Annotated in this window: 19 protein-coding genes; 11 read left to right on the top strand and 8 right to left on the bottom strand. The window is 62.5% G+C overall.

Going from position 1 to position 17,247, the window contains the following annotated elements:
- Positions 1 to 9 precede the first annotated feature (9 nt).
- Positions 10 to 828 (bottom strand): flagellin N-terminal helical domain-containing protein, encoded by an 819-nt coding sequence (locus AWB68_RS18835; RefSeq protein ID WP_087645862.1) that lies wholly within the window; start codon positions 826 to 828, stop codon positions 10 to 12.
- 388 nt (positions 829 to 1,216) lie between these two features.
- Between AWB68_RS18835 and AWB68_RS18830 the strand changes: the two genes are divergently transcribed.
- Both AWB68_RS18830 and rpsU read left to right on the top strand, forming a co-directional pair.
- Entirely contained in the window at positions 1,217 to 2,167 is a 951-nt protein-coding gene (locus AWB68_RS18830; RefSeq protein ID WP_087645861.1) for an aldo/keto reductase, read from the top strand.
- Between the two features lie 314 nt (positions 2,168 to 2,481).
- On the top strand, positions 2,482 to 2,694 hold the full coding sequence (gene rpsU / locus AWB68_RS18825) for a 30S ribosomal protein S21 (protein WP_035942296.1): 213 nt from the start codon (positions 2,482 to 2,484) through the stop codon (positions 2,692 to 2,694).
- A 123-nt stretch (positions 2,695 to 2,817) separates the two neighbouring features.
- Here the strand turns inward: rpsU and AWB68_RS18820 are convergent, their stop codons facing one another.
- From AWB68_RS18820 to AWB68_RS18810, 3 genes are all read right to left on the bottom strand, one after another.
- Positions 2,818 to 3,117, bottom strand: coding sequence for a hypothetical protein (locus tag AWB68_RS18820; protein WP_235028407.1), 300 nt, complete (start codon positions 3,115 to 3,117; stop codon positions 2,818 to 2,820).
- A gap of 77 nt (positions 3,118 to 3,194) precedes the next feature.
- Entirely contained in the window at positions 3,195 to 3,620 is a 426-nt protein-coding gene (locus AWB68_RS18815) for a hypothetical protein (protein ID WP_087645859.1), read from the bottom strand.
- A 468-nt stretch (positions 3,621 to 4,088) separates the two neighbouring features.
- The gene (locus AWB68_RS18810; protein ID WP_125482969.1) at positions 4,089 to 4,724 is read right to left on the bottom strand and encodes a DNA-3-methyladenine glycosylase I; all 636 of its coding nucleotides are present in this window, start codon (positions 4,722 to 4,724) and stop codon (positions 4,089 to 4,091) included.
- A gap of 125 nt (positions 4,725 to 4,849) precedes the next feature.
- On the opposite strand from AWB68_RS18810, the gene AWB68_RS18805 reads away from it, so the two are divergent.
- Together AWB68_RS18805 and AWB68_RS18800 are read left to right on the top strand one after the other, a co-directional pair.
- Complete coding sequence (locus AWB68_RS18805) at positions 4,850 to 5,761, top strand: glucosamine kinase nucleotide-binding domain-containing protein (protein WP_087645858.1); 912 nt, start codon at positions 4,850 to 4,852, stop codon at positions 5,759 to 5,761.
- A 40-nt stretch (positions 5,762 to 5,801) separates the two neighbouring features.
- Entirely contained in the window at positions 5,802 to 6,641 is an 840-nt protein-coding gene (locus AWB68_RS18800) for a Cof-type HAD-IIB family hydrolase (protein ID WP_087645857.1), read from the top strand.
- Between the two features lie 59 nt (positions 6,642 to 6,700).
- Here the strand turns inward: AWB68_RS18800 and AWB68_RS18795 are convergent, their stop codons facing one another.
- From AWB68_RS18795 to AWB68_RS46600, 4 genes are all read right to left on the bottom strand, one after another.
- A complete protein-coding gene (locus tag AWB68_RS18795; RefSeq protein ID WP_087645856.1) occupies positions 6,701 to 7,030 on the bottom strand; it encodes a PXPV repeat protein in 330 nt (109 codons plus the stop codon).
- 311 nt (positions 7,031 to 7,341) lie between these two features.
- Entirely contained in the window at positions 7,342 to 8,082 is a 741-nt protein-coding gene (gene aqpZ, locus AWB68_RS18790) for an aquaporin Z (protein ID WP_087645855.1), read from the bottom strand.
- Positions 8,083 to 8,683: 601 nt separating this feature from the next.
- Entirely contained in the window at positions 8,684 to 9,748 is a 1,065-nt protein-coding gene (locus tag AWB68_RS18785; RefSeq protein WP_087645854.1) for a glycosyltransferase family 4 protein, read from the bottom strand.
- 212 nt (positions 9,749 to 9,960) lie between these two features.
- A complete protein-coding gene (locus AWB68_RS46600) occupies positions 9,961 to 10,299 on the bottom strand; it encodes a hypothetical protein (protein WP_125482968.1) in 339 nt (112 codons plus the stop codon).
- A 122-nt stretch (positions 10,300 to 10,421) separates the two neighbouring features.
- Here AWB68_RS46600 and flhD point away from each other — a divergent pair, with 122 nt between their 5' ends.
- The 7 genes from flhD to cheW all read left to right on the top strand — a co-directional run bounded on the left by flhD (position 10,422) and on the right by cheW (position 16,874).
- The gene (flhD, locus tag AWB68_RS18780) at positions 10,422 to 10,745 is read left to right on the top strand and encodes a flagellar transcriptional regulator FlhD (protein WP_087645899.1); all 324 of its coding nucleotides are present in this window, start codon (positions 10,422 to 10,424) and stop codon (positions 10,743 to 10,745) included.
- A 19-nt stretch (positions 10,746 to 10,764) separates the two neighbouring features.
- Positions 10,765 to 11,346, top strand: a complete 582-nt coding sequence (gene flhC, locus AWB68_RS18775; protein ID WP_087645853.1) for a flagellar transcriptional regulator FlhC — start codon at positions 10,765 to 10,767, stop codon at positions 11,344 to 11,346.
- A gap of 153 nt (positions 11,347 to 11,499) precedes the next feature.
- On the top strand, positions 11,500 to 12,360 hold the full coding sequence (gene motA, locus AWB68_RS18770) for a flagellar motor stator protein MotA (RefSeq protein WP_087645852.1): 861 nt from the start codon (positions 11,500 to 11,502) through the stop codon (positions 12,358 to 12,360).
- Positions 12,361 to 12,396: 36 nt separating this feature from the next.
- Positions 12,397 to 13,482 (top strand): flagellar motor protein MotB, encoded by a 1,086-nt coding sequence (gene motB, locus AWB68_RS18765; protein WP_087645851.1) that lies wholly within the window; start codon positions 12,397 to 12,399, stop codon positions 13,480 to 13,482.
- 40 nt (positions 13,483 to 13,522) lie between these two features.
- The gene (locus tag AWB68_RS18760) at positions 13,523 to 13,903 is read left to right on the top strand and encodes a response regulator (protein WP_087645850.1); all 381 of its coding nucleotides are present in this window, start codon (positions 13,523 to 13,525) and stop codon (positions 13,901 to 13,903) included.
- A 108-nt stretch (positions 13,904 to 14,011) separates the two neighbouring features.
- On the top strand, positions 14,012 to 16,309 hold the full coding sequence (gene cheA, locus AWB68_RS18755) for a chemotaxis protein CheA (protein ID WP_087645849.1): 2,298 nt from the start codon (positions 14,012 to 14,014) through the stop codon (positions 16,307 to 16,309).
- Positions 16,278 to 16,874, top strand: a complete 597-nt coding sequence (gene cheW, locus AWB68_RS18750; RefSeq protein WP_235028406.1) for a chemotaxis protein CheW — start codon at positions 16,278 to 16,280, stop codon at positions 16,872 to 16,874. The genes cheA and cheW overlap by 32 nt, the downstream gene beginning before the upstream one ends.
- Positions 16,875 to 17,247 lie beyond the last annotated feature (373 nt).

Raw genomic sequence — 17,247 nt, 5'->3', positions numbered from 1 at the left:
TCAACCGGCTTAGCCGAGCAGCTTCAGGACCTGTTGCGGCATCGAGTTGGCTTGCGCGAGCACCGAGATGCCGGCCTGTTGCAGAACCTGAGCCTTCGACAGGTTCGCCGTTTCCTGCGCGAAGTTCGCGTCGGTGATCTGCGCGCTTGCGGCGCTCAGGTTGGTCGATTGAGCGGTCGTTTGCGAAATCGCCGACTGGAAAATATTGAGGTTGGAACCGAGCGTTGCCTGGGCGGTGTTCACCGTCTTCAGCGCCGTGTCGATCGTGTCCATCATCGATTGCGCCGTGGTGGCCGTCTTGACGTCGCCGGTCAGGCCGAGCGTGGTCGCGTCGTATTTGCCGCTCAGGTCGATGGTCAGTTGCTGGCCCGACGATTCACCGATCTGGAAGTTCAGGTTCGCGCCGGCCGAGCCGTCGAGCACCTTGATGCCGTTGAACGTCGTCTGGCTGGCGATACGGCCGATTTCCGTGATACGCGCCTGCACTTCCGTGTCGAGGTTGGCGGCGGCGTCCGTGCCGATCGATGCGTCCGAAGCCTGAACGGCGAGCTGGCGGATGCGTTGCAGGTTGCTGGTGATGGCCGACAAAGCGCTCGATGCGGTCTGAATCATCGACACACCGTTGTTCGCGTTCGAGACGCCCTGGTTCAGCGCATTGACCGACGACGTCATCGACGTCGAGATCGCGAGGCCGGCCGCGTCGTCGGCGGCGGAGTTGACGCGCTTGCCCGACGACAGGCGGTTGATTGCTTGCGACAGCATGTTCTGCGTGCTGTTCAGGTTCGTCTGTGCGGTCAACGAGTAAATGTTGGTATTGATGTTCAGCATGATGTCCCTCGTTAGTGAAGACGCCGATTGGCGTTAATTCGGTTAAAGCGTCGCGCTTCACGAGTTGCGCTGGCCGCCTTTCCTGGTTTTCGGCAGTCCACCCCGAAACTTTAGCCCCGCCGGTAATTGGCCTGAATCAGAGTCGCAGGGGCGTTGTGCGCCAGAAGCGACGTGCATCCGCCGGTTCCTGATTTTCGGCAGCAAGCGGAAAAACTTTATCCCCGCATAGGCCTGTGCCGCTAAAACGCAGTGCAAGGCGCTTTGAAAAGAATTGAAAGCGCAAGTAATGAAATCAGTCGCTTGGCTTCAGTTGCACGGACAACGGCAAATACGGCCTCGGCGTATGCTTCTTCTTCTGTATTTTTCCCAACTTGCAAACGGAGCAGACATGCAAAAACGCCCCATCGGAACCTCGGAACTGCAGGTCGCGCCGCTCGTATTCGGCGGCAATGTCTTCGGCTGGACCGCCGACGAGCGCACGTCGTTTTCCATCCTCGACGCCTTCGTCGACCACGGCCTGAACTTCATCGATACCGCCGACGTTTATTCCGCCTGGATCGACGGCCACAAGGGCGGCGAATCGGAGTCGATCATCGGCAAGTGGTTCAAGGAAAGCGGCAAGCGCGACAAGATCGTGCTCGCGACCAAGGTCGGCATGCTGAGCACGCGAGCGGGGCTGTCGGCGGCGAATATCGCGGCCGCCGTCGACGATTCGCTGCGGCGCCTGAAGACCGATTACATCGACGTCTATTTCTCCCATCTCGACGACGACAAGACTCCGTTCGAGGAGACGCTCGGCGCGTACCAGAAGCTCGTCAAGGCGGGCAAGGTGCGGGTGATCGGCGCGTCGAACTACAACGGCGAGCGGCTCGAGGCGGCGCTGAAGGTATCCAGCGACACGGGCCTGCCGGCGTATCAGATCCTCCAGCCCGAGTACAACTTGTACGATCGCGAAGGCTACGAGACGGATCTCGAACCGGTCGCGCAGGCGCACAAGGTTGCCGTCGTGACGTATTTCAGCCTCGCGAGCGGCTTCCTCAGCGGAAAATACCGCTCGAAGGACGACACGAGCAACGCCGCGCGCGGATCGCGCGTGGAGAAATACCTGAACGACCGGGGCCTGCGAATCGTCGATGCGCTCGTCGACGTGGCGAAGCGCAACGACACCACGCCCGCGACGGTCGCGCTCGCGTGGGTCATCGCGCGGCCGAGCGTGACGGCGCCGATCGCCAGCGCGACATCGGTCGCGCAACTCGAAAGCCTGGCTGCCGCGACGCGCCTGAATCTCTCCGCTGAAGACATCGCGGCGCTCGACGAAGCCAGCGCGCCGGCCAAATAATCGAGTTGCATCAGGGAGTTGGATGCTTGGCGATTGCGAGATGATCTGGTAACATCGCGCCCGAATCGAGATTTTTGCCCGACGGCGCGGTGTTTCTGCGCTGCGCCCGGCGGCCCAAAGTGCGTCATTTCAGATTTTCGTCTCGAGTGCGCATGCCGTTTCGGCGGTGAATCCCAACTCTCTCTTTTCCGGCCTCCGTGGCCGCTTTGCTCGTGTCCGCCGTGTTGGGCGGACGATCGGAGTGCCGGCGCGTGGTACGGGCCGCAAGATCCGTCTCCCGCAGTCACAAATACGTTTAGCGATTTAGGAATTCCATGACCACTATTGTTTTGAAAGAAAACGAGCCGTTCGACGTGGCGATCCGCCGCTTCCGTCGCACGATCGAAAAGAACGGCCTGATCGCAGAATTGCGTGAACGCCAGTCGTACGAAAAGCCGACGACGGCTCGCAAGCGCAAGAAGGCAGCGGCCGTAAGCCGTCTGCGCAAGCGTCTGCGCAGCCAGATGCTGCCGAAGAAGATGCACTAAGCATCTTCTCGCCGCGGTCCCGATGCGGTCCGAAACGGCCGCGGCAAAGCAAAACGGCGGTGCGACCCGAAAGGGCGCACCGCCGTTTTGCTTTTTGTTCTTGCTCGGGCCAGGCTTTTCGTTTCAGATGAACGCGTGGCGCTTGCCGAGCGCGGTGAGCAAATGCGGCCACTGTTCGACGGCGGCGTCGTCGTGAACCTGCTCCAGCTCGCACAGCAACTCGACAATGCCCGGATCGTAGGCATTCACGTTGGATGCATACAGCGCGCGCAGTAGTACGCCATCCTGCGCGTGCCGGTAGTACGAAATCCCGACGCCTTCGATGTCCGGATGGTAGACCTCGTCGCTAACGAGCGAGCCGATCGCGCACTTGCGGCCGTGCGCGCTACGCAGCCGGCACGAGCCGTTTTCGTCTTCCGACACGGCCCTTTGTTTCAGCAGATGAGCACTTACGCGCTCGTATATGTCTCTTGCGCTCAACATCACAACACCTGCAACACTCAGGCAGCGGTTTTCAGAAGGTCGGCCGAGAGGCCGAATTGACGAGCGATCGATGCCAGCCGCTCGCGCCATTCCCATTTGCCAAACACGTCGTGCACGTTCTGCAGACAACTCAGCAACTCGACTGTGGTCGGATCGAACACGTTGATGCGCGAGCGCAACAGCGCGCGCTTGAGCGCCGCGACACCGACATCCATGTACGCCGGCACGGCTTCGGGCGCCTTCGCGATGTAGCGAATGGGCACGCCCTCCATCGCGGTCATGTAGTCACGCGGCTTGATCAAGCTGCCAACCGGACAGCCACCGCAATATCCGCGATACGCACCGCCGCCGTGGGGCAGCAGAGCGGCTTGCCCCTGGCTGAACAGATGGAGCACGGCGTTGTTGAAAATCTCCTGATGTGTCAGGAAGTTCAGGCTTTTCATGGTCTTCCCCCTGCGCCCCGGCGCAGCGGCCAATCGTTGAATTTCGAGCAACCTTCACCTGCAGTATCGGACGTCGACGCCGTTGCCTTGGAGCGGTCGGCAACATAAGAGTGCGTGATGTATCGAGTCCTGAATCTACTTGGTGCATCGGTTTCCCCACCCTGGCGCACGGTCTGATAGCGCCACCTACCGCTCGCGACGAATTCCGCACTCTGTGAAAGCCCCGTCTCACCGTTCGTTATAGCGACTTGGCCCGGTAAAAAGGTGCGCTAGCGCACGCGAGCGACGCAATTCTGACACGGTGCGAACGATCGTGCACCGCCGCAAGAATGCGGCGAAGCGTTGCACTATAAGCAACAGCGCGTGCTTCACTGCAAAAAAAGCGAGCTGAATAGGGATTTACCCTAGGTGAAGGAGAAATTGCCTCGAAACGTTGCTAAAAAGCAAAAATTTCCGTTTATGAAAAGATCAATTCGTCTCGTGCGCCGGTTTTACCGGCTTACGGCGCGCCGTCCTCGGGGCGGCTTTCGTGGTCGAGCGGGAGAGGCAACCGGCCTCGTGGTCGTTCACCATGCCCGTTGCCTGCATGAACGCGTAGCAGATGGTCGTGCCGACGAATTTGCAGCCGTATTGCTTGAGCGCGCGGCTGAGCGCATCGGATTCCGCCGTGGACGCCGGTGCCTGCTGATACGACTCGCGCGGCGTATCGATGGGCGTATCGCCGACGAACGACCACACGAACGCAGCGAACGATCCGTGTTCCGCCTGGATGCGCTTGACCGCCTGGGCGTTGAGAATCGCCGACTCGATCTTGGCCCGGTTGCGCACGATGCGGGCGTCGCCCATCAGGCGGGCGACGTCGTTTTCCGAGAAAGCGGCGACCTTGTCGATGTCGAAGCCTTTGAACAATTCGCGGTATCCCTCGCGCTTGTTGAGGATCGTCGACCACGAGAGACCGGCCTGCGCGCCTTCGAGAACGAGCATTTCGAACAGGTGGCGATCGTCGCGGGCGGGCACGCCCCATTCGGTGTCGTGATAGTGGATCATCGCGTCGGTCGACGCCCAGCCGCAGCGATGCGGTTCGTGCGTTTCTTTTGCCTGCATAGTCTCGGTCCTTCGTATTTTCGACTGCGCCAGCATAGCGGAATGCGTGCGGCCGCCACATCGGCCGTTCGGCTAGCCCGTTCGGCCAATTGGCGACGCGAGGCCGCGCCGGTAAGCTTGCGGACATGACCAATTCACTTCACTCAGGCGGCTATCTGATCGGCGTCGACGGCGGCGGAAGCGGCACGCGCGTCGTTCTCGCCGACGCGAACGGGCTCGAACTCGCACGGGCGACGGGCGGCCCCTCGGGGCTGGGACTGGGCGTCGAGCGCGCGTGGCGCGAGATCGAAGCCGCGTGCGCCCGCGCTTTCGAGGCAGCGGCGTTGCCTTTCCACTGGGCGGAATGTTCGCTCGGCTGCGGGCTCGCGGGCGTGAATCACTCCGGCTGGCTCGCGCAGTTTCACGCGATGACGCCCGACGTGCGCGCGCTTGCCGTCGAAAGCGACGCCTACACGACGCTCCTCGGCGCGCACGGCGGCGAGCCGGGCGTCATCGTCGCGCTCGGCACGGGCAGCATCGCCGCGGTGCTCGACGCCGGCGGCGCCTGCCGCATCGCAGGCGGCTATGGCTTTCCGAGCGGCGACGAGGCGAGCGGCGCATGGCTCGGGTTGCGGGCGATCGTGCACCTCCAGCAAGTGCTGGACGGCCGGGCGCCCGCCGACGCGTGGTCCGACGCGTTGCTCGCACGCATCGGCGGGGTCGATCGCGACGGGCTGGTCGTCTGGTTGAGCGGAGCCAATCAGACGGCATACGCGACGCTGGCGCCGAGCGTCTTCGAGCATTGCCGGCATCCCGCAGCCGCGGCGTTGCTCACCGACGCGGGACGGGAGATCGCAAGGCTCGTCGCAGCGCTCGATCCCGCTGGGGCGCTGCCCGTCGCGTTGTGCGGCGGACTGGCCGCGCCATTCGAGCCGTTCGTGCCGGCCGGTTTGCGCGCGCGGCTGCGCGCGCCGCTCGCCGATTCGGCGGCCGGTGCGTTGCAACTGGCGAAGCGGGCGTCCGGTGCGGCGCCGATTTCGCCCGCGCGGGCAGGCTAAAATAGCAGGCTTCGCGTCAGCGCAACGATACAAGGCAGTCATGTACCCAGTCATCGCCACCGATCTCGACGGCACGCTTCTCAACAGCGATCACCAGGTCGATCCATTCACCGTCGAAACGGTTCGCCGGCTCGAAGCGAGCGGGGTGCGCTTCGTCATCGCGACGGGGCGGCATTATCGCGACGTCGCCGGCATCCGCGACCTGCTCGGCATCGACGCCTACCTGATCACGTCGAACGGCGCGCGGGTTCACGCGCCCGACGACACGCGCATCTACTCGCGCGACCTCGACCCGGCCGCGGTGCGGCGTCTGGTGCAGCCCGACCTGGCGGGCGGGGCGGGGCGCGTGATCGTCAATCTGTTCGCCGACGACGCCTGGCTGATCGACCGCCACGCGCCCGAACTGCTGGTGTTTCATCAGGATTCGGGCTTCCAGTACGAAGTGATGGACCTGCGCGAGCACGACGGCCACGACGTCGCGAAGGTGCTCTACATCGGCGATCCGAAGGACCTGAAGGAAACGGCGGCTAACCTCGAACGCGAATTCGGCGACGCGCTCTACGTCACCTATTCGCTGCCGGACTGCCTGGAGGTGATGACGGCGGATGTGTCGAAGGGACGCGCGCTGCGCTTCGTGCTCGACCGGCTCGACGTCGAGCCGGCCAACTGCGTCGCGTTCGGCGACAACATGAACGACATCGACCTGCTCGAGACGGCCGGCCATCCGTTCATGATGAACAATGCGAATCCCGACCTGATCAAGCGCTTGCCCGGCGTGCCGCGCATCGGCAATAACTTCGAGGCGGGCGTGGCGCACCATCTGCGCAAGCTGTTCGGCATCACGGACGAACTGGCCTCGCCGGGGCAGATTCCGGACTAGCCAACGCAAAGGGAGCGCCGAGGCGCTCCCTTTGTTTTCATCGCATGTCGCGGCGGGGTTTATCCGCGGTGGTTCCAGCCACCGTTCCCGTTGTTTCCGTCGCGGCCGTGGTCCCAGCCGGTGCGGTTCCAGTGGCCGTTATCGTGGCGATAGTCGCCCCAGCGCGGTTCATCGTGGCGCCATTGCGGTGCGCGATAAACCGGCGCCGGACGGGCATAAACCGGTGCGGATCGCACATACGCAGGCGCATAAGCGGGTGCATAAGCCGGTGCATAAGCGGGCGCGCCGAGCGACAGGCCGATGCTGAGATCGGTGTGCGCCTGAGCGGCGCCGACAGCGCCAATCGCGAGACCGGTCGCTACGAGAAGATGGGTGACGATGCGCTTCATGTTGTTTCTCCTGGAAAGCGACGTCTGTCGCATGAGTCCAATTTAAGCGCCTGCCGTCTTACATGCTTCGATGAGTTGTTACCGTGTGCAAGCGCTGCGTAAGGCTTCGAATCGCGCGTCTCGACCGGCCAGATAGGGTCGAAGTCCTTGTGAGCACTCGCTTCCAGCGCGTTCCACACGAAGCCGCTAACCAGCTTTGCTGTCGTGGTTGTAAACGCGCATTACATTTGTCGCCGCCAATTCATATTCGGGTGCGCGCCGGAAACGAAAAACGGGCGCCAAGGCGCCCGTTTCGGTGCGATTTCGCGAAACTATCGCGTTGCGCTGACTTCTTGTCGTCCGAAGGACGTCGCCTTCTTTTCGCGCGAGAGCAGCGGATAAACCACGCCCGCGATCATCGCGCCGATGATCGGGGCAACCCAGAACAGCCACAGTTGTTCGAGTGCCGCGCCGCCGACGAAGAGCGCCGGGCCGAACGAGCGCGCCGGGTTCACCGACGTGTTCGTCACCGGAATCGAGATCAGGTGAATGAGCGTCAGGCACAGGCCGATGGCGATCGGCGCGAAGCCGGCCGGCGCGCGGCTGTCGGTCGCGCCGAGGATCACGAACAGGAAGAAGAACGTCATCACGACTTCGCAGACGAGCGCCGCGATCAGCGAATAGTGACCCGGCGAGTGCTCGCCGAAGCCGTTCGTCGCGAAACCGCTGGCGACGAGGTCAAAGCCCGGCGCGCCACCGGCGATCACTGACAGAACACACGCGCCGAGCGTCGCGCCGATCACCTGCGCGACGATGTACGGCACGAGGTCGCGCGCCGGGAACCGGCCAGCGACCGTCAGGCCGATGCTGACCGCCGGATTCAGGTGGCAGCCGGAGATATGGCCGATGGCATAGGCCATCGTGAGCACCGTCAGGCCGAACGCGAGCGAGACGCCCGCGAGGCCGATGCCGACGTGAGGAAATGCAGCCGCGAGCACGGCGCTTCCGCAGCCACCGAGCACGAGCCAGAACGTTCCGAACATTTCAGCGCCGAGGCGCTTTCCCAATTGCATGATTCTGCCTATCCTAAAAAGATTGATTAAAGCCGGGTATTCGACATGACGGACTCAATGCGCGTCCATTCGGGTGCGAAGTTTAATGTCGGTGGTAGCGCGAGTTTGTCAACAATGGTTAACTGGCTTTGAAAAGAGTGGAATCTTTTCGGGATAGCGGGTAGCAGCGTTAATCTTTGGCAAATCGGGATTTGAAGTTATTGGTCGATTTAAATCGGAGTGTTTAATCGGCGCGGGCCGTCTTTCATCTGGTTCTGAGTGGAAGGAAAGAGCGCACAGGCCGTGATAGCTGGAATGCTGGCGGAGGGGCCGAGGTGGTCACAAGCCCGTCGCGGCGCGGTTCACTGCTGTTGATCGGTAGATTGACGAAGGGCCATGAATATGGGATTTACGTTCGCTAAAAGTCGCTAAAAGCGGGGCGCCAAGGTTGGTCGTAGATAGGATCGCGAAACGGGCGCTACGTGCCGAGGCGGCGACCTTGCTACGCATCGCGGGACCTGAAACGCATGAGATATTGCATAAAAAATGCCGCCCGATGGGGGCGGCATTTTAAATTGCGGCGTTTATAAAACGCGGATTTTAAACAGCATTCAATCCGCCATTAACCCATTGCAACCTGACGCAAAATCGGGCGCTTCGCAGCCTGAAGCATCGACGCATAGCTGTCGACATAATTCTGCGCCATCGTCTTCGCGCTGAAGCGACGTTCGAATTGCGCGCGAATTTCCGGCCGCGACAACTCATCCAGGCGTTGCAGCGCGCCTACTGCGCCCTGAACGTCTTCGCAGATATAACCGGTCACGCCATGATCGATCACCTCCGGCACCGAACCGCGATTGAACGCAATCACCGGCGTCCCGCAAGCCATCGCCTCGATCATCACCAGGCCGAACGGCTCCGACCAGTCGATCGGGAACAGCAGCGCCTTCGCGCCCGACAAAAACTCCGGCTTCTGCGCTTCGTTGATCTCGCCGACGAATTCGACATGCGCCTGCGACAGCAGCGGCTCGATCGTCGACTTGAAGTATTCCTGGTCGACCTTGTCCACCTTGGCGGCGATCTTCAGCGGCAGACCGCTTTGGGCAGCGATCTTGATGGCGAGATCGGCGCGTTTTTCCGGGCAGATACGACCGAGGAACGCGAGATATTCCGGCTTCTTGTGAATCTGCGGCGTCAGCAGGTTTTCCGGCAGACCGTGGTAGATCGTATTCAGCCACGCCGCTTGCGGCAGCGGCAGGCGCTGCGAGTCGGAGATCGAGATCACCGGCGCCTTGGTGAACGTGTTGAAGATCGGCTGTAGTTCCGGCAGGTCGAGGCGGCCGTGCAGCGTCGTGACGAACGGCGTGTCGAGCTGCGAGAACAGCGGAAACGGCATGTAGTCGAGGTGAAAGTGCAGCACATCGAATTCATGCGCACGCTGGCGCACGCTTTCGAGCAGGAGCATGTGCGGCGCGAGGGCGTCGCGGATCGACGGATCGAGGCGCAGCGCGCGCGGCCATGCGGCTTCGAGCGTCGCACGGGTTTCGGAGTCGCCGCTTGCGAACAGCGTCACATCGTGCCCGAGGTCCACGAGCGCATCGGTGAGGTAGGACACCACGCGCTCGGTGCCGCCATAAAATTTCGGGGGGACTGCTTCGTGCAGCGGTGCAATTTGTGCGATTCGCATAACGTAACTCTCCTGTTCATGAGGGCATCGCACAATCACGCCCCGGTCGAGCGCTTCAGCGAATGCCTGTCGGACGGACAGCGTTTTGCCGCCGCCCGAGATCGGCCCGGATATCGACCGGGTTATCCCTTATGTTCATTATCGGTATCGAGGCCGGTATTTCGAGTCATTTTTCAATCGCTTAACCTTGTTACAGGACGAAACACCGGCTGTTACGAAGCGCTGAACCCGCGCGAAAAGCCAATACGCGGGGGACTTCCAGACTTTTTCAGGCAGTTGTATTCACGCGGGCATCGCAAGGCTTCAGCACTTTTCGCGCCACGCCAAGGCAGGCGGCGTTCGCCCGGCGCACGGTCGAAAGCCCCAGCGCAAAATTTCCCTTCAGCAATGGGGATCGCTGCCGTTAATCGGGAAAATACGCCGGCAAGTTCGCCGGCAAAGATCACCAATAGCAGGCCAATAAGAAGCGTGTAGGAATTCTTCCTACATGGATTTACTCGCGGTGCCGTCGGTAAATCGGAATGTTTGTCCGATACCGGTCCGCTATTCATTCGACGAAAATCGGCCTGAACATTAAAGGAGCGGGGCCGAAATTCCGTCTGCAGTTCTGGAATTCGAGCAAACGTTTCTCCGCTTGGGCCTGACCAGCCACGGTATCGACTCGGGGGAAAAGATGACGACCAGTAACGCCAGCACGCTCGCGGAAATCCGCGAGGTGAACCTCTCGTATTTGCTGCTCGCGCAACGCCTGCTGCAGGAAGACCGGCCGAGCGCGATGTTCCGCATGGGACTTTCCGAGCAACTCGCGGACATCCTCGCCTCGCTGAATCTCGCGCAAGTCGTGAAGGTCGCGGCATCGAGCCAGTTGCTGTGCCGCTTCCGCTTCGACGATCACGCGATCCTGTCCTCGCTCGCGGACAAGGAGAAGAGCGCCGCGCTCGCGCACACCCATGCCGCGATCCTGATGGCGAACCAGCCCGCCGGACAGATCGGCTGAACGCGGCAGGGCCGTCTACATGGCGACAAAGAGCGTGGTCGCGGAAGTCCGTGAAATCACCCTGGCGATCGAGCTGATCGAACTCGGCGCGCGGCTGCAACTGCTCGAAGCGGAGACGAGCCTGTCGCGCGACCGGCTCATTCGCCTCTATAAGGAGCTGAAGGGCGTCTCGCCGCCGAAGGGCATGCTGCCGTTCTCGACCGAATGGTTCATGACCTGGCAGCCGAACATTCATTCGTCGCTGTTCTACGGCATCTACCGCTTCATTAGCCAGCATGGCGGCTGCGAACCGATCCAGTCGATCGTGAAGGGCTACCGGCTGTATCTCGAACACAACGAACTGCACGGCGAAGAACCGATCCTGAGCCTCACGCGCGCCTGGACGCTGGTGCGCTTCTTCGACTCCGGCATGTTGCAGACCAATACCTGCACGCGCTGCGGCGGCCCTTTCGTCGCGCATGCCTACGACTTGCGGCAGGGTTTCATCTGCGGCCTGTGCCAGCCGCCGTCGCGCGCGGGCAAGACGCGCAAGGCGAGCGCTGCACGCTCGGCGCGCTTCGGTGAAGCAGGCGAAGCCGGCGACGCCGAACTGGCGGCCTGAGCACTCCGCACCCGCCCGTCCCGCATCTCCCAAACCCGCGCCCATGCGGGTTTGACCGTCCGCACCCGTCGATTTTTCCCCCAAAGTTTTCGCGCTCCATGCCGTAAACCACTTAACGGCGGGTTTGCCGCATCGAAACGTGAGGACTCGACTGTGCTGATTTTCGTGGGAACACTCGTGACATTGTTGTCCGTGTTCGGCGGTTACGCGCTCGAAGGCGGACACCTTGGCGCGCTCGTGCAACCGGTCGAAATCCTGATGATCGCGGGCGCGGGCGTCGGCGCGTTCATCCTCGGCAACGGCATCAAGACGATCAAGGCCACGCTGAGAGTCATCCCCACGCTGTTCAAGGGCTCGAAGTACAACAAGGACGTGTACATGGAGCTGATGGCGCTGCTCTATGTGCTGCTCGCGAAGGCGCGCAAGGAAGGCACGCTGACGCTCGAATCCGACATCGACGATCCCCAGAAAAGCCCGCTCTTCAACAAGTATCCGAAGATCCTCGCGGACCACCACATCATTGAATTCCTCACGGACTATTTGCGCCTGATGGTCGGCGGCAACATGAACGCGTTCGAGATCGAAAGCCTGATGGACGAGGAGATCGAAACGCATCACGCCGAAGGCGAAGGTCCCGCGCAGGCGCTGCACAAGGTGGGCGACGCGATGCCGGCGTTCGGCATCGTCGCGGCCGTGATGGGCGTCGTGCACACGATGGCCTCCGCCGACCAGCCGCCCGCGATCCTCGGCGAGATGATCGCGCAGGCGCTGGTCGGTACGTTCCTCGGCATTCTGCTGTCGTACGGTTTGATCGGGCCGCTCGCGAGCGTGGCGGAACAGCGCGTCGCCGAGTCGACCAAGATGTTCCAGTGCATCAAGGTGACGATCCTCGCGAGCCTGAACGGCTACGCGCCCGCCATTGCAGTCGAGTTCGGCCGCAAGGTGCTGTTCTCCACCGAGCGTCCGTCGTTCTCCGAACTGGAAGAGCACGTGCGCCGGGTCAAGGGAAAGTGACGCGGCCGCTGGCTGCGTGACCACAAAGGCACCGGGATGAGCAACGACAAAAACCGTCCGATCTTCATCAAGCGCGTGGTCGGGCGCCGCAAGGGGCACCACGGCGGCGCGTGGAAGCTCGCCTACGCGGACTTCATGACCGCGATGATGGCGTTCTTCCTGCTGATGTGGCTGCTGAGTTCGGTGTCGCCGGTGCAGCGGCGCGGCATCGCGGAGTATTTCAACATGCCGCTCAAGGCCGCGATCCTGGGCGGCCAGAGCACGGGCATGGATTCGAGCATCGTGACGGGCGGCGGGCGTGACATCTCCAGTCCGGAGCCGGGCACGACCCGCATGAGCGACGGCACGATTTCGGCCAGACGCATGTCGATGCGTCCCGACGAGCAGGCGCTGAAGGACGCGACGACCGAACTCGAACGGCGCGAGCAAGTGCGCCTGCACGACCTCCAGGTGAAGCTGATGGCGGCGATCGAAGCGAACCCGACACTCAGGCAATTCAGGCAGCAGATCCGCATCGATTCGACGCAGGAGGGCTTGCGCATCGAGATCGTCGACACGCAGAAGCGGCCGATGTTCGCGCTCTCCAGCGACAATGTGCAGCCTTACATGCGCGACATCCTGCGCGAGATCGGCAGGACGTTGAACGACGTGCCGAACCGCATCGTCGTGCAGGGACACACCGACGCCGTGCGCTACGCGGGCGGCGAAAAGGGCTATAGCAACTGGGAACTGTCGGCGGATCGCGCGAACGCGTCGCGGCGCGAACTGATCTCGGGCGGCATGGATGAAGCGAAGGTGCTGCGCGTGATCGGCCTCGCGTCGACGCAGAACCTGAACAAGAAGGACGCGCTGGACCCGGAGAACCGCCGCATCAGCATCATCGTGTTGAACCGCAAGTCGGAAGCAGCCATGACGCACGACGACGCCTCCGCGACCACGCTCCTCGACAACGCCGCCGGAGCGGGCGCCAAACCGTCGCCGGGTGCATCGGCAAACTCACCGGGCGCGGGCGCCAAGCCGCTGCTCGACAAGCTGGCGCCCGCGCCAACGGTCGCGCCGAAGCCGTTGCAGCAAGCCGCGATCGACACGCCGGTGCAACGCGTAGCGACTGCGCAGCAGTGACGGCACAAACCCGTTCGGTCATCACGAGCAAGAGATTTTCATGATCAAGCACATTCTGGCAATCGACGATTCGGCCGCCATGCGGCAGATCCTCTCGGCGACGCTGACGATCGCCGGCTACGGCGTGACCGTCGCGGCCGACGGCATCGAAGGGCTCGAAGCGGCGCTCGCCGAGCGCTTCGATCTCGTGCTCACCGACCAGCACATGCCGGGCAAGAGCGGTCTCGATCTGATCGCCGAACTGCGCGCGAATCACGCGTACAAGTCGACGCCGATCCTCGTCCTCACCACCGAGGACGGCGAGCCGTTCAAGGAAGCCGCGCGGGCGGCGGGCGCGACCGGCTGGATCGAAAAGCCGCTCGACCCGGACCTCCTGACGGAACTCGTCGCGGCGTTGTCGGAAGTCGAGCCGCAGGGCTAAAGCATTCCGACGAACGACCGTAGTACCGAACGTACCAGACACGAAACTCAACGCGCCAGACGTAAAGCCAAGGCGCCGGCTGACCAGCATTCCTGCGGCGAATCAAGCATGACACTCGACATTACCCAGTTCTATCAAACCTTCTTCGACGAAGCCGACGAACTGCTCGCGCAAATGGAGCAATTGCTGCTCGTGCTCGACATCGCGAATCCCGATCCCGAAGACCTCGCGGCGATCTTCCGCGCGGCGCATTCGATCAAGGGCGGCGCGGCGACCTTCGGTTTCACCGCGCTCACCGAGACGACGCACATCCTCGAATCGCTGCTCGATCGCGCGCGCAACAACGAACTCGTTCTGCGGCGCGACATGATCGACACGTTCCTCGCGACCAAGGACGTGCTCTCGGATCAGCTCGCCGCGTATCGCGCGAGCGCCGAGCCGGATGCGGCGGCGGCCGCCGCGATCTGCGCGAAGCTCGAACGCCTGAAGAGCGGCGAGGCGTTGAATTCGGCGCTGCCCGCGCTCGAACTGCGCTTTCCGGATGGGGTCACGCGCGTCGAAGCAGAACCGGCGTACGAAGGCCCGAACGCACCGCCCGCGCATGTGCTCACGCAGGCGCGGGAAATCATCGAAGACGACGGCGACTGGGACGGCGCGTTCGAAGTCGCCGGTTCGGCCCGGGATGCAGGGTCCGCGCAAGACGCAACGCCGGGGCACATCGGCCGTGTCGGCGCGGAAGCAGGACCCCACCTGAAAATTACGCTACGGGGGGTGGGCGAGAAGGACCAGGCTCTGTTGACGGAAGAGCTTGGCAATCTGGGCAGTATCGTCGGTGAGAAGAAGTCGGGCGGCGACCTCGTGTTGTGGCTCGACTCCGATGTGTCTTCCGACGACATCATCGCCGTGTGCTGTTTCGTGATCGACGAGTCGCAGATCACGGTCGGGCGGGGGAACGCAGCGGATGCGGCCGAGCCGGCAGAGGACAGCGCGCCGGCCGCGGCGGAGGTGACGGCAGCGAGGCATGACCCGATGCAAGAGGCGGCGGTATCAGCGCCCAAGGGAGAAGAAGCGGCACCGGCGGCGGCGCAAGCCGCTGCCGGGAACCGCCTCGCTCAGGGGCCGGTTCAGGCTCAGGCGCTCGATCAAGCGCCCGCGAAGCCAGGCGTGCCGGCGACCGACACGGAGAAAAAAGCACGCCCTGCCGCAGCGGCATCGGCGGAAGGCAGTTCGATTCGCGTCGGCGTGGAGAAGGTCGATCAACTGATCAACCTCGTCGGCGAACTGGTGATCACGCAGGCGATGCTCGCGGAAACCACCAGCACCTTCGATCCAGCACTGCACGACCGGCTTTTCAACGGCATGGCGCAACTCGAGCGCAACGCGCGCGACTTGCAGGAAGCCGTGATGTCGATCCGCATGATGCCGATGGATTACGTTTTCAGCCGCTTCCCGCGCCTCGTTCGCGACATCGCGGGCAAGCTCGGCAAGGAAGTGGAACTCGTCACGTTCGGTCAGGCGACCGAGTTGGACAAGAGCCTGATCGAACGCATCATCGATCCGCTCACGCACCTCGTGCGCAACTCGCTCGACCACGGCATCGAAACGCTGGAAGCGCGCCGTGCGGCGGGCAAGTCGCCGGCGGGGCAACTCGTGCTGTCGGCGGCGCATCACGGCGGCAACATCGTGATCGAAGTCAGCGACGACGGCGCGGGCCTGCGTCGCGACAAGATTCTCGCGAAGGCGCAGAAGCAGGGCATGCAGGTGAGCGAGTCGATGCCCGACGAGGAAGTCTGGCAACTGATCTTCATGGCTGGCTTCTCGACCGCAGAACAAGTGACCGACATCTCCGGGCGCGGCGTCGGCATGGACGTGGTGAAGCGCAATATCCAGGCGATGGGCGGACACGTCGAGATCAGCTCGCGCGAGGGCCGGGGCACGACGACGAAGATCGTGCTGCCGCTCACGCTGGCGATTCTCGATGGCATGTCCGTGAAGGTCGGCGAGGAGATTTTCATCCTGCCGCTCAACTTCGTGATGGAGTCGCTGCAGCCGGTTGCCGAGGACATCTACACCGTCGCCAACGGCGAGCGCGTCGTGCGCGTGCGCGGCGAATATCTGCCGCTGGTCGCGCTGCATGATGTCTTCTCGGTGGAGGGAGCGCGCACCGAGCCGACGCAGGGCATCGTCACGATCATGCAGACCGAAGGACGCCGCTTCGCGATGTTGATCGACGAACTGGTGGGCCAGCAGCAGGTCGTGGTGAAGAACCTCGAAACCAATTACCGCAGGGTGCACGGCATTTCCGCCGCGACGATCCTGGGCGACGGCCGTGTCGCGTTGATTGTGGACGTGGCCGCGCTCAATCGCGAATCGCGTGCGCAGCATGGATCGCATACGCATTCGTAACGAACAACTTTCGCAACACCCAAACGAATATCCGGGGGCTCATGTGGCAGCAGACATTCAATCCATTCATTCCGCCGCGTCGCAGCGTCGCGATGCGCAGCACGCCGAAGCCGCGGGGCAGGAGTTTCTCGTCTTCACGCTTGGCGCCGAAGAATACGGCATCGACATCCTCAAGGTGCAGGAGATTCGCGGCTACGACAACGTTACACGCATCGCGAATGCGCCGTCGTTCATCAAGGGCGTGATCAATTTGCGCGGCATCATCGTGCCGATTGTCGATATGCGGATCAAGTTCAACCTGGGTCGCGTCGAGTATGACAACCAGACGGTTGTGATCATTTTGAACGTCGCGCATCGGGTGGTGGGGATGGTGGTGGATGGGGTTTCGGATGTGCTGACGCTGACTGCCGAGCAGGTCATGCCGGCGCCGGAGTTTGGCGCAACGCTCACGACGGAATACCTCACCGGGCTCGGTACTGTCGATGGACGCATGCTGATCTTGATGGACATCGAGAAGCTGATGACCAGCAAGGAGATGGAGCTTATCGATGTAGTGGCAGGGTAGGGCGCTGGCGCTTGGGGGTGGGGTTGTTGTTTACACCGTTTGATGTTGATGCGCTTCTTTGGAACTTGTTTTCTTTGCGGTTTATTTGCTCTGCCCCTGTCCGGGGCGGGACTCACTTTCTTTGCTGCTGCAAAGAAAGTAAGCAAAGAAAGCAGCTTTCCAACGCCAATTCTTGCCAGTCGCCTCCAGACCGCTCCCTCGGAGTGGTCCAACCGGGGGAGTGTCGTTAGCGAGGTTTCCCCGTTGTTGGCATGTAGAAAAGGCGCGCACGTCGCACCGCTACAGGGAGTGGAACAGCAGTCATTCATCCGTCCTGGCACTTCGTGCCCGACGACAGGTTCGCTAAGCGGTGAATTGAAGCATGCAGCAAGCA

The sequence above is a fragment of the Caballeronia choica genome (genome assembly GCF_001544535.1).
Classification (GTDB): Bacteria; Pseudomonadota; Gammaproteobacteria; order Burkholderiales; family Burkholderiaceae; genus Caballeronia; species Caballeronia choica.
The sequence above is the reverse complement of the archived record's forward strand: the minus strand, read 5'-3'. Positions and strand labels throughout refer to the sequence as shown.

Coding starts and splice junctions, on each gene's coding strand:
- AWB68_RS18835 (WP_087645862.1), bottom strand. CDS start 828: ATGCTGAACATCAATACCAACATTTACTCGTTGACCGCACAGACGAAC.
- AWB68_RS18830 (WP_087645861.1), top strand. CDS start 1,217: ATGCAAAAACGCCCCATCGGAACCTCGGAACTGCAGGTCGCGCCGCTC.
- rpsU (WP_035942296.1), top strand. CDS start 2,482: ATGACCACTATTGTTTTGAAAGAAAACGAGCCGTTCGACGTGGCGATC.
- AWB68_RS18815 (WP_087645859.1), bottom strand. CDS start 3,620: ATGAAAAGCCTGAACTTCCTGACACATCAGGAGATTTTCAACAACGCC.
- AWB68_RS18810 (WP_125482969.1), bottom strand. CDS start 4,724: ATGCAGGCAAAAGAAACGCACGAACCGCATCGCTGCGGCTGGGCGTCG.
- AWB68_RS18805 (WP_087645858.1), top strand. CDS start 4,850: ATGACCAATTCACTTCACTCAGGCGGCTATCTGATCGGCGTCGACGGC.
- AWB68_RS18800 (WP_087645857.1), top strand. CDS start 5,802: ATGTACCCAGTCATCGCCACCGATCTCGACGGCACGCTTCTCAACAGC.
- AWB68_RS18795 (WP_087645856.1), bottom strand. CDS start 7,030: ATGAAGCGCATCGTCACCCATCTTCTCGTAGCGACCGGTCTCGCGATT.
- aqpZ (WP_087645855.1), bottom strand. CDS start 8,082: ATGCAATTGGGAAAGCGCCTCGGCGCTGAAATGTTCGGAACGTTCTGG.
- AWB68_RS18785 (WP_087645854.1), bottom strand. CDS start 9,748: ATGCGAATCGCACAAATTGCACCGCTGCACGAAGCAGTCCCCCCGAAA.
- AWB68_RS46600 (WP_125482968.1), bottom strand. CDS start 10,299: ATGAATAGCGGACCGGTATCGGACAAACATTCCGATTTACCGACGGCA.
- flhD (WP_087645899.1), top strand. CDS start 10,422: ATGACGACCAGTAACGCCAGCACGCTCGCGGAAATCCGCGAGGTGAAC.
- flhC (WP_087645853.1), top strand. CDS start 10,765: ATGGCGACAAAGAGCGTGGTCGCGGAAGTCCGTGAAATCACCCTGGCG.
- motB (WP_087645851.1), top strand. CDS start 12,397: ATGAGCAACGACAAAAACCGTCCGATCTTCATCAAGCGCGTGGTCGGG.
- AWB68_RS18760 (WP_087645850.1), top strand. CDS start 13,523: ATGATCAAGCACATTCTGGCAATCGACGATTCGGCCGCCATGCGGCAG.
- cheA (WP_087645849.1), top strand. CDS start 14,012: ATGACACTCGACATTACCCAGTTCTATCAAACCTTCTTCGACGAAGCC.